The following is a 10,893-nucleotide window of genomic DNA, read 5'->3' on the forward strand; positions in this document are numbered from 1 at the left end:
CTACCCGGGGGGGGGGGGCCCCCCCCCCGGGGGGGGGGGGGGGCCCCGCCCCCGATTCGATGGCCGGCTAGCGGCCGACGGGAACGGTGACGGCCTCGCCGCCGGCGGCGGTGACGCGCACTTCGGTGGCGTCGGCGGGTAGCAGCGCCGCGTCCCGCCCGGCGTCCTGCCACCGCCCGGAGCCGATCCGGTAGCTCAAACCCGCACCCTCGGCGGCGACGAGAACACCCTGCCCGTCCGGCAGCCGCAGCCGCACCGGCAGCGGGGCCTGCCAGTCGACGAACCCGCTCGCCGCCGCCTGGAAGGGGGCGCCGTCGCGGGCGAGCAGGGCGATCACGCGGGCCGGGTCGTCGTCGTACTGGATGGTCTGGAGCAGCAGCCGCCGACCGTCGGGCGTGGCCCCGTAGAGGGTGAACAGGGGCGAATCCCCCCCTCGGTGGTTGCCGCCGGCGTCGATGTAGGCGGCGAGCGGGTCCGCGTAGTGAGCCGCCGGGTCAGCCTGCCCGGCGGGGTTGGGGCCCCAGGCCCGTTCCGCGCCGGGCAACGTGTGGACGAGCTGGCGCGGTTGAGGGCTGTCCTGCCCGTCGGGGAATAGGATCTGGCTCGCGTTGCTGATGTGCACGGTGTTCTCCACGCTGACCGGCGGCCGCGACAGGGCGACGGTCACCTTGTGGCGCTGCGACGGCACCGGCAGGACAGCGGCCCCGTCCCGGAACGTCACCCGCTGGAAGGTGCGCTCGATCCGGCCGTCGGCGGCGTACCGGAACGTCGGTGAGAACTCCACCGGGTGTCCGGCGTCGAGCAGGACCAGCACGTCCCGCTGTGGCCCGACCAGCGCGGCCTGGGAGTTGCCCTCCGTTCCGGCGTCGGTGAGGGTCTCGACCGTCATGACCCGCGGCCCGTCGGCGGTGGGCTCGACGAACCCGCCCAGACCGATCATGCGGTCGCCGGACGGCTCGGACACCACCGGGTTCCTGAGGGTCCGCTGGGCGACGTAGGCCGCGGGGCCGGCCGGGGTGTTGCCCGCCCAGACCACGTGCGGATCGCCCCGGAGGTAGGTGCCGGTCGCCCGCGCCCGCTGCCGCCACGCCTCCCGCGCCTGCCGCAGGTACCTTTCGTCGCCGGCCAGGTCGCCGCGGGTGGGCTCGTCGAACAGCGGCGAGGCGACCTCGACCGTGGCCCCGCGGTCCGTGAGGTGCAGCGCACCTCCCACGGGTACGGCCAACACGGCCGCGCACGCCGCGGCCAGCACCACCCGACGTCGCAGCAGCCGGCGACGCCCACCCCGCCGTACGTCGTCGAGCAGCGTCGGCGGGCCGGTGAGGTCATCGGTCACCCGGTGCAGGACGGCCCGGACATCACTCTCGTTGATGGTCATCGCGAACTCCTGGTGCCGGTCGGAAAGGGCAAAACGAGACTCGATCCGGCCAGCGCCTCCCGGAGGCGGGCCAGCCCGCGGGAGGCGTGGCTCTTCACCGCCCCCTCCGAGCAGCGCAGCGCCGCCGCGACGTCGGCGACCGACAGGTCCTCCAGGTAGCGGAGCACGACGGCGGCGCGCTGCCGGGGCGGCAGGGTACGCAGCGCCGCGACGACCGCCTGGCGGAGCGCGATGTCGTCGGCGTGATCCCGGGCGACCCCGTCGTTGTCACCCAACGCCTGCTCCGGCCGCCGGGCGCGCCACCGCCACCGGTTGATCGACCGGTTCACCAGCGCCCGCCGGGCGTACGCCTCCGGCGACGCCTGCACCCGACGCCAGCGCACGTACACCTGCTCCAGCACGTCCTGGAGCAGGTCCTCGGCCGCGTGCCGGTCACCGGTCAGCAGGTAGGCGACCCGCAGCAGCGCCACCGACCGGGTACGGACGAAGTCGTCGAACTCCGCGCCACGCGCGTCTCGCATCTGGCCTCCTGGTCTCGTCAGTCAGCAAGACACCGCAGCGGGCCGCGAGGTTTACCCGTCCTCCAAGTCGACAGCTGACGCCGGATCTAGAGGCACCAGGGCAGCGGCTCGGGCGGGAGGTAGCGGCAGGTGCCGCCGGTGGAGACGGTGTCGCGCAGGTGGGCGGCGAGCGCCGGGTGCCGGTCGTCGAGCTTGCGCAGCACGTCCCGGATGCGGGCGGTCACCGTCTTGCGGGCACGCTCGGCCTCGTCGCCGAGGCGGCGGCTGCGGCCGGCCAGCCCGGCGGCGGCCCGCAGCTCGGCGAGCAGGGCCGCCCGCTCGGCGTCGAGGGCCGCCACCTTCGCCTCGTCGCCACGCCCGGCGGCCCGGTCGATCTCGGCGTCCAGCCGCTCCAGGTGCCGGCGGTAGCGGGCCTTCGCCTCCTCGTCGAGGACCGGGTCGCCGCCCATCCGGCGAGCGGCGACGAGTTCCGGCCCCGCCGCCGGGTCGAGCAGCTCGACCGCCGGGACGTCGACGCCGGGCCGGGCCAGCAGCAGGTGCAGGTCGTGCAGGCCCTTCGCGTCGGGCAGGTGCACGACCATGCCGGCGTACCCGAGCTGCCAGACCGGGCCGTCGCGGCGGAACTCGTACGCCTCGACCGACGGCTGCCCGACGACGGGGCCGGCGGACGGGAGCCGCCCCTGCGGCCCCGGGACCGCCGGCACGGACGCGACAGCCGGCACGGGCGCGGCGACCCCGTGCTGCCGCCCATCCGCGACAGCCCAGTGCTGCCGCGCCGCCGGGACCGGCGTGGGCGCCCCGGTCGGGTGGCCGGCCACCTGGCGCATGCCGAGCGTGGCGGCGTCCCGGGCGACGGCGGCGCGCAGCGCGGTGGCGGCGGTCGCGTCGCCGGGGCGGTCGCGCCCGGCCAGCGCGTCCGCCAGCGCGGCACGGGCCAGCACCGACCAGGGGCGGGCGCCCATCCGGTCGGCGGCGTCGCGGGCCGCGGCGAACCCGGCCACCGCGTCGTCCCAGCGCTGCTCCGCCGCGTCGACGGCGGCGAGCCAGTGGTCGACCGGGCCGCTGACGTCGCAGCCGAACAGCGCCGTCATCCACTGCCCGCGGTGCGGTCGCAGGGCCTGCCGGGCCTCGGCACAGCGGTCGGGGTTGCGGGTGGCGGCGGCGACCTGGGCGCGCAGCCGCAGCCACAGCGGCGCCACCATCCGGCTGTACGTGGTGCCGTCGGCCTCGATCCCGGCGGTCAGCCGCAGTGCCGTCGCGCCGTCGCCGCGCTCGGCCGCGGTGATGGCCCGGACGACCTGTAGGTAGGGGTGGTCGCCGGGGTCCAGCCCGTCGAGCAGGGCGTCGGCCTCGTCGTGCCGGCCCTGGAGCAGCAGCCACGACCAGCGCAGGTGGTGGCCCATGAAGGCGCTCTCGGAGTGGTCCCACTCGGACAGCTCGTCCAGCTCGGCGAGCAGCTCGCCGGCGCGGGTGAAGTCGCCCCGGAACCCGGCGATGATGCCGTCGTCGATGGTCGCGCCGATCCGGTGCCGGGCGTCGCCCTCGCGTGCTCCGGTGACGAACGTGGTGAGTTCGTGGTGGTATCGCGGATCGCCGAGTTCCAGCAGCGCCACCCAGCGCAGCGAGGTCGCCCAGAGCTGGGTCTCGCGGTCGCCGGTCCGCCGCGCCACCTCGCGGATCTCGGCGGTGATCGCGGCCCGGTCGGTGGCCGTGCCGAGCCCCCAGGTGGTGTCGTGCCGGGCCCACAGGCTGAAGGTGAGCGCCTCGTCGTCCCGGCCGCGCCGGGCGAGCGACTCGGTGGCGGTGATCAGGTCGGTGACGAGTGTGCCGGCCGCGAGGGTGGCCGCCGGCTCGCCGATCAGCCGCCGGTACGCCTCCCGCAGCAGGCCGTCCGCGTCCGGGCTGCGCGCGGAGCCGGACTGGTGGCGGTGACGGTGGACGGTCAGGGCGACGCGGGCCAGCACCACCGGGTCGTCGACCGTCAGGGCCAGCGTGGCGGCCTCGGCGACGAGGTGTCGGGCCTCGGCGCTGTCGCCGCAGTGGTGCAGCAGTTGGCCCAGCTCGACCATGATCTTCACTCGCCGGGTCGGGTCGCCGGCGACCTCCAGCGCGCGGCGGAAGTGGACGATCGACTCGTCCACGGCCAGCCGGCCGCTCGCGTCCCGGGCGGCGGCCACCAGCAGGTCGGTCGCGCGGGCCGGGTCGAGCGCGTCGCCGGCGAGGTGGGCGTGGCGGGCCAGGTCGGCCGGGATCAGCCGCTCGGCGAGCGCCGCCGACCCGTCGACGGCCCGCACGACGGCGGCGTGCCGGGCCCGCCGGTCGTCGTCGGCGAGCCCGTCGTAGAGGGTCTCCCGGACCAGGTCGTGGGCGAAGGCGAAGCGACCGCCGTTGCGGGCCAGCACGAGCCGGGCGGTCACCGCGCGGTCGAGGAGGCGGTCGACCTGCGCCGCCGGGGCGCCCGCGGTGGCCGCGAGGACCTGGCGGTGGAACTCGCGGCCCAGCACGGCGGCGACGGTGAGCAGGTCGGCCACCGGCGAGGGCAGTTGGGCGAGCCGCCGCCGCACCGCCTCCCGTACGCCGGGCGCGATCGTGCTCACCTGGCCGTCGGCGCGCCACAGCCGGGCGGTCTGCTCCACGAAGAACGGGTTGCCGCCGGTGCGCCGGTGCACCTCGTCGACGAGGTCGACGTCCGGCTCGCGGCCGGCGGTGCGGGCCATCAGCGCGCCCACCTCGTCGCGGGACAGGCCGGTGAGGGTGATGCTGGTCGCCTTCGCCACGAGCGGCATCAGCAGCGGGCGCAGCGGGTGGTCGGCGGCCTCCACCTCGGCGTCGCGGTAGGTGCCGACCAGCAGCAGCCGTTCGAACCAGGTGTGCTGGGCGGCGAACTGGAGCAGCCGCATCGACGCCGGGTCGGCCCAGTGCAGGTCGTCGAGGACGACCATGACCGGCCGGCGCTGGGAGACCGCGACGAGCGCGCCGGTCACCGCGTCGTAGAGGTCGAATTCCTCCCGGTCGGCCTGGTCGTCCCCGCTGCCGCCCGCCGGCCCGCCGATCGCCTCGCGGATCGTCTCGCGGATGGCCCGGTCGGCCGCCGCGCCGGTCGTCTCGCCGAGCAGGGCGGCCAGGCCCGGCTCGGCGGCCTCCCGCGCCACCGCCCAGTCGTCGGGCGAGCGGCGCAGCCCGCGCAGCACCTGCACCCACGGCCAGTAGCCGGGCGCGCTGTCGGAATCCCAGCAGGCCGCGCCGAGCACCAGGGCGCCGTGCTGGCGGGCCTCCCTGGCGGCGGCGGTGACCAGCGTGGTCTTGCCGATGCCGGGCTCGCCGGCGACCAGGACGAGGCCGCCGTGGCTGGCAGCCGCCCGGTCGACCTCGGCGCGCAGCAGGCCCGCGGGGTGCTCCCGCCCGATGACGACCTCGCCGAACCGCGGCTCCATGACGCCCCGACCGTAGCGGAACCGTCGGACATCCCGCCGCCTCCGACCCGCCGCCGGCGGACTGCTGCTCGGCTACGCGCGCCCCGCCGGCTGAGGGACCGGTGCGGGGGCGGCGGCCGACTCCGACCGCTCGGCCGCCGCCGCGCCGGTCGCGGCAAGGACCGCGCAGCCGGCCGCCAGCAGGTACGCCGGTGCCGGCAACCACGCCGCCGCCGTCATCGTCTCCCCCACCCCCTGCCCGGCGAGGATCGCGACGTTGACCAGGTGGAAGGCGGTGAACGCGAGCAGCAGCGCCACCACGAACCCGTGGTACACCTGGCGCAACCCGGCCGCCAGCGTGCCGGCGGCGGCCAGCAGCAGCACCGCCAGCGCGACGGTCACCAGCGCGAACAGCTGGTAGCGACGCACCTCGGCCGGCTCCCAGTGGTCCTCCACGCCGGTGAGCAACGCGGCCGCCGCCGCCACGGTCAGCGCGGCGGCCAGTACGACGACCACCACCGCGACGATCCGCGCCCACCGCCGCCGCACCGCCACGGTGAACGCGAGCAACAGACCGACGTACGCCGGCAGCGGCGCCTGCTCCAGGAAGTACTGCGTCAACGGGTTCGGATTTCCGGGCAGCTCGGACTCGACGTAGCCCAGGTCCAAGCCGATGATCACGTCCCCGTTGTCGCCTTTGAACCACGGCAGCATGAAAAGCCCGAACGCCGCGAGGGCGAACAGCACGAAACCCAGCCGACCGGCGCGGCGCAGCATCATCCCCGTCACCGCACCGACAGTAGTGAAGCGCGGCGCATCCCGTTGGCCCCGTCCGGGCCGGCCAGCCCGCGGCGGCGCGCAGCTCGGCGTACCACCGGCAGGCGCTCCGGCGGGTCTGGCGTGGCGTTTCTGCGGCGTGATCGGGGGAACTCGCCGGGCCGCCCGCTTTGTCGTGCGGTCGTGCCGACCTGCGCCGGAAGCGGCGAGCGGAGGGAGACGCCGTGTTCGAGATATCCGCCCAGGATGACTTGAAGATCGACTGGGCGCAGATGCCCACCTACAACACGATCATGGCGCTCGCCGCGGGCGTCGGCCTGCTGCTGGTCGTGGCCCTCGGTTGGCAGATGATGAAGGACAGGCCGCTCGTCACCGAAGGGTGGGCGATCGCCTTCGCGATCCTGGGTACGATCCTCACCGTCACGGGCCTGCACATGACGCTGACCTGGCCGCTGGCACCCGGGGGTTTCGCCTTCGACAACATCATCTTCGGCGAGCCGTCCCTGGGCTTCGGGGTGCTGATGCTCGGGGCGGCAATCATCCTGTGGCGGCGGGGTGAGATCTTCGCCGAGGCGTCGCTGGAGAACGGCGGCCTCCGCACGGAGCAGGCGCGGCGACTGTTGTGGCCGATCTCGATCTTCGTGTTCGCGCTCGGCCTGGCCTGTTTCGGCATCGCGGCAGCCGGCTGGACGTACACGCTCTTCGCGGCGCCGCCGCAGGAGCCGATCTCGGGGGAGTTCGCGGAGTACCCGGAGGTCGAGGCGGCCTTCATCTCCGGCCTGTACGTCCTGGTGGGGATCGGTTCGGTTCTCGCCCCGTTCGCCCTGCTCAAGCTGAATCGCGTGCTGCTGGGAATCATCGGCGTGGCGTGGGCGATCGCCGGCGCCATCTTCACTCTCTTCGGAGCGTTGAACTACTTCACCCACATCGGCTTGATCGTCAACACTATGTGAGGCCACACCGTCATCACGACGCGGCGGACGACGACCCCGGCGACTTCGCCCACGGCGGCGGTCAGCGGGCGTCGGTGACCACGTGGGAGCAGGCTGCGCAGGCCGCGCGGCCCTGCTCGGCGTACCACCGGCAACTCCGTCGGATCGCGCAGCGCGGCAGGTCGGCCTCGGCCGGGCCGGCGGTGTCGCGGTACGAGGCGGCGACCCGTTCGCCGAGACCGCAGTGCTCGCCGGTCCAGAAGCCGCACTTCGCGGTGACGCACGGGCCGGCGAGCCGGTACCGGGACTCGACCGGCGCGTCCGTGCCGGCCTGGGCGAGGGCGACCTCGGCCGGGAGCGGCGGCGTGACGTAGGCGACCCGACCCGCCGGAGTGATCATGCCGAGGAAGACCGTGGCGTTGGCCGCGGGGGTGCTCGGGCACATCCGCTCCGGCGGGTCCGGCCGGTGGACGGGGTCCGTCACCGCTGCATCCAGAAGCCGATGTCGTTGATCTTCTGGCCGAGTTCCTCGGCGAACGGGCCGTCGATCAGCCACAGCCCGTACCACTCGGGCCGGAGCTTGATGTTGGCGTGCCCGACGGCGAGCGGGTTGGTCAGCTTGCTGCCGGCCACGGACAGCGCGTTGAGGCCCGCCTTCTGGATCTCGCCGGCGATGAGGCTCTGCTGTTCGGTGGTCAGCTCCACGCCGTCGACGACGAACCGGAATTCGCTTCGTGCCATGTCCTTACCTCCACAGGTCAGATGATTCGGTCCGCAGCCCGTGCCGCAGACTCGCCCTGGTGAATGCCGCCCAGCCGGAGCGGGAGCCGGGGTCGGCCGCAAGCCCGGCCCGGCTCGCGTGCGCCCGCCAGGTGGTCGCGTCGGCGGCGCGCAGCCCCCACAACTCCCGGCAGGCGGTGACGGCGAATGCGACCTGCTCGGCCGAGCCGGTCCAGCCGGCGGGGCCGTCGGTCACCCGCAACGCGCCGCCGGCCTCGACGCGGACCGACGGGAAGTGGTGGTGCAGGCTGGCGAGGGTGGCCAGGTGGGCGGCGTCCACCCGCCGGGCGGCGAAGGCGTCCCGCGTCTGGTCGTCGCGGCTGATCCGGATCACGTGCAGCGTGAACGCGTCGCCGTCCGCGCTCACCGTGCCCTCGACCTCCACCGGCGTGCTCCAGCTCCGGGGCGAGTTGGCCGACCAGAAGGCCAGCCAGGCGTCGAGGCGTTCGTGGAAGTCGGCCTGGAAGCGGGCCGGCCCGCCGGCCAGCCGTGCCGTGGCGACCCGGTCCCGGGCCACGAGGGGCTGGGTGGGTCGCGCCGGGGATGCTCCCCCGGCGGGTGGTGCGGTGGGTGGTGCGGCGTGCGCGGCGCTCGCCCCGGTGACGGTGACCGCCGAGGCCGCGGCGGCGCCGAGCAGGATCCGCCGCCGGGACGGTGAGGTGATGGGATGTGTCATGGCCCGCCTTTCATGGACGGCCTTTGCCCGTCACGCTATCGACCGACATTGATCAGATGAATCGTCGCTCTATCGGTAGGCCGACACGAATTCCGGTGATCGACGGCGGCGTGGACACGGGTCTTGTGCTGTCGGTCGGCTTCGTGTCCGGACCGGGTCGGATGCCCGCTTTCTCACGCCCTGTCGAGCTGCCCCGTCGGTAGGACCGTCGGCCCCGCCGCCCCGGCTCGCCGCCGACGTCGACACCCGCTTCCCCCGCTGCCGCCGGCCCGCCCCCGACCACCCGCCGCGCCGCTGCCGGCGACGGCCTGGCGATGACTAGCGGCCGGCGGACCGGGTACGCGCGGCGCATGGGTAGTCACAAGGAGAACAAGCACGATCCCGGCGGCGAGTCGGCGCGCGGCCGGCAACATCCCGGCAGCGGCGCCCGGGGCCACCAGGGCTCGTCAACCGAGCACTCGCCGAAGGCCCGCCACCTGCGTACCGCCAGCGGATCAGCGGGCACGGAACGCGACCAGGGACGGGCCAAGGTCGAGGGCGCCGAGCGGATCCAACGACAGGGAACGCGCTGAACCCTGGGCGACGATTTCGGGAGGTGATGGCGGCGTGGCCAAGTTCCTCTTGAAGTCGACCTACACGATCGACGGGATCAAGGGGCTCACCACCGACGGCGGCAGCAAGCGCGTCGAGGTCGTCCGGAAGATGATCGAGGGTGCCGGCGGGCGGCTGGAGTCGATGTACTTCGGGTTCGGCGCGGACGACACCTACGTGGTGTGCGATCTGCCCGACCACAGGACCGCCGCCGCGCTCGCCATCGACATCCGGGCGGCGGGCGGGGTGGACACGCGGGTCACGCCGGTGCTGACCGCCGCGGAGATCGACCAGGCGACCCGGGAGCGGTTCGAATACCAGCCTCCCGGCCGCTGACCCCACGGCTGGTGAGGCGAGTTCGCCGTTCGCGCCGGCCGGTGGCGTACCTGAACCTTGTCACCGGGCGGCGTGGCTCCCCGATCCGCTGAGGGCGTCCGCCGGGGTCGCCACGCCGGCCAGGAGCGCCAGGATCGTCTGGTTCGCCTCCCAGCCGTCCGGAAACTTCACCGGCACGTCGAGGTGCACGATCTCGGTGGACGGATGGGCGTCCAGCAGTTCGCCGATCCCGGCGCGCGCCACCACGATGCACGCGTGCCGGTGCCGGGACGTCAGCACGCAGAGCCGCCCCGACTCCAGGTGGAACGCCGTCGCGTCCCGCCGCCCCGACAGCGGGTGCAGCACGATCGTCACGTCGTACTCCCGGCCCTGGAGGCGGTTGGCGGTGTCCACCGTGATGCCGGCTCCGGCCTCGCCCAGGTGCGCGCGGATGGCCGCGACCTGGTCGCGGTGGGCGGCCCCGACGGCGATCCGGTCCGCGGTGACCGGCGCGCCCGCCGGCGCGTGCTCGGAGACGGCGACCGCGCCCCGCCGCAACACGCGCAGCGCCAGCGCCGCACAGGCCGAGGCGGCCTCCGCATCGGTACGCAGCGTGTGCCGCGCCGGCAGCTCGTGCAGCGCCCAGCCGGTCGACGCCGCCAGGTCCACCACCCGGTCCAGCGCGTCCCCCGGCCCCGACTCGGTGAAGGACAGGGCCCGGTCGGGCGCGGACGTGCCGGCGCGGAACCCGGTGAACGGGTAGAACGCCGCCGCCACCACCGGGGCCGCCGAGGCGGGCAGCCGCCACGACACCGGCAGCCGGTGCACCGGCAGCTCCGGGTTGTGCCGCAGCAGCACCGCCACCGCCGACTGCATCGGATCCCAGGTCAGCCCCGTCCACCGCGCCGTCTCCACCGTCGAGAACGGGTCGAGCTGACCGGGGTCGCCGACGAACAGCGCCCGCTCGAACCTGCCGGCCACGCGCAGCAGGGCGTCCGAACGCATCTGGTACGCCTCGTCCACGATCGCCCACGGCCAGGAGCCCTCCGCGACCGTGGCCCACTTGGCAGCCGTACCGATGATGACGGCCGGGCCGCCGAGGTCGGCGACCTTCGCGGCGACCCGGACCGTCTCGTGGCCCCGCACCCGCTCGGACGGCTTGTAGTCGGCGGCGGAGAGGCGGCCGATGCGCAGCTCGGGCGCCTTGCGGGCCAGGCGGTCGATGAGGTCGTCGACCTGCTCGTTGGTCTGCGCGACGATGATCAGCGGCTCGCCGGCGGCGGCCAGCTCGACGGCGGCCCGCACCACGAGGGTCGACTTGCCGGCCCCGGGCGGGGAGTCGACCACGACTCCTCGATGGTCGCCGGAGCGCAGGTCGGCCAGGACGGCCGTGATGACCCGCTCCGCCTCGACCGCGGGCGGCATCTCCAACCCGGTACGCATCGTCTGCACCTCCCCCAACGAGGTCTACGGGACCTTACGCCACACGACCGACGGCGGGCGAGGACCG

General features: G+C 74.8%; 11 protein-coding genes. 3 read left to right on the forward strand and 8 right to left on the reverse strand.

What is annotated here, in order from left to right; translation table 11 throughout:
• Positions 1 to 67: 67 nt before the first annotated feature.
• The 4 genes from ABZ793_RS10065 to ABZ793_RS10080 form a co-directional block, all read right to left on the reverse strand.
• Positions 68 to 1,378, reverse strand: a complete 1,311-nt coding sequence (locus ABZ793_RS10065) for a hypothetical protein (RefSeq protein ID WP_357454781.1) — start codon at positions 1,376 to 1,378, stop codon at positions 68 to 70.
• Positions 1,375 to 1,899, reverse strand: coding sequence for a SigE family RNA polymerase sigma factor (locus ABZ793_RS10070; RefSeq protein ID WP_357454784.1), 525 nt, complete (start codon positions 1,897 to 1,899; stop codon positions 1,375 to 1,377). Before ABZ793_RS10070 ends, ABZ793_RS10065 begins: the two co-directional genes overlap by 4 nt.
• 86 nt (positions 1,900 to 1,985) lie before the next feature.
• Positions 1,986 to 5,333, reverse strand: coding sequence for an AAA family ATPase (locus ABZ793_RS10075; RefSeq protein ID WP_357454787.1), 3,348 nt, complete (start codon positions 5,331 to 5,333; stop codon positions 1,986 to 1,988).
• Positions 5,334 to 5,405: 72 nt separating this feature from the next.
• On the reverse strand, positions 5,406 to 6,101 hold the full coding sequence (locus tag ABZ793_RS10080; RefSeq protein WP_357454790.1) for a hypothetical protein: 696 nt from the start codon (positions 6,099 to 6,101) through the stop codon (positions 5,406 to 5,408).
• Positions 6,102 to 6,313: 212 nt separating this feature from the next.
• Here ABZ793_RS10080 and ABZ793_RS10085 point away from each other — a divergent pair, with 212 nt between their 5' ends.
• The gene (locus ABZ793_RS10085; RefSeq protein WP_357454793.1) at positions 6,314 to 7,042 is read left to right on the forward strand and encodes a DUF981 domain-containing protein; all 729 of its coding nucleotides are present in this window, start codon (positions 6,314 to 6,316) and stop codon (positions 7,040 to 7,042) included.
• A gap of 61 nt (positions 7,043 to 7,103) precedes the next feature.
• Here ABZ793_RS10085 and ABZ793_RS10090 read toward each other — a convergent pair whose 3' ends face one another.
• From ABZ793_RS10090 to ABZ793_RS10100, 3 genes are read right to left on the reverse strand one after another with little or no spacing between them, the layout of a single operon-like run.
• Positions 7,104 to 7,505 (reverse strand): hypothetical protein, encoded by a 402-nt coding sequence (locus ABZ793_RS10090; protein WP_357454796.1) that lies wholly within the window; start codon positions 7,503 to 7,505, stop codon positions 7,104 to 7,106.
• Entirely contained in the window at positions 7,502 to 7,762 is a 261-nt protein-coding gene (locus tag ABZ793_RS10095; RefSeq protein WP_350703007.1) for a hypothetical protein, read from the reverse strand. Before ABZ793_RS10095 ends, ABZ793_RS10090 begins: the two co-directional genes overlap by 4 nt.
• Positions 7,763 to 7,766: 4 nt before the next feature.
• Entirely contained in the window at positions 7,767 to 8,477 is a 711-nt protein-coding gene (locus ABZ793_RS10100; protein WP_357454800.1) for a hypothetical protein, read from the reverse strand.
• A 350-nt stretch (positions 8,478 to 8,827) separates the two neighbouring features.
• Between ABZ793_RS10100 and ABZ793_RS10105 the strand changes: the two genes are divergently transcribed.
• Together ABZ793_RS10105 and ABZ793_RS10110 are read left to right on the forward strand one after the other, a co-directional pair.
• Positions 8,828 to 9,049 (forward strand): hypothetical protein, encoded by a 222-nt coding sequence (locus tag ABZ793_RS10105; RefSeq protein WP_357454803.1) that lies wholly within the window; start codon positions 8,828 to 8,830, stop codon positions 9,047 to 9,049.
• Positions 9,050 to 9,083: 34 nt separating this feature from the next.
• Positions 9,084 to 9,404 carry a GYD domain-containing protein gene (locus tag ABZ793_RS10110; protein WP_357454806.1) on the forward strand — a complete coding sequence of 107 codons (321 nt, stop codon included), beginning with the start codon at positions 9,084 to 9,086 and terminating at the stop codon, positions 9,402 to 9,404.
• Between the two features lie 60 nt (positions 9,405 to 9,464).
• Here the strand turns inward: ABZ793_RS10110 and ABZ793_RS10115 are convergent, their stop codons facing one another.
• Complete coding sequence (locus ABZ793_RS10115) at positions 9,465 to 10,826, reverse strand: AAA domain-containing protein (protein ID WP_357454809.1); 1,362 nt, start codon at positions 10,824 to 10,826, stop codon at positions 9,465 to 9,467.
• Positions 10,827 to 10,893: the final 67 nt, after the last annotated feature.

The organism is Micromonospora sp. NPDC047465, assembly GCF_040643125.1.
Classification (GTDB): Bacteria; Actinomycetota; Actinomycetes; order Mycobacteriales; family Micromonosporaceae; genus Micromonospora.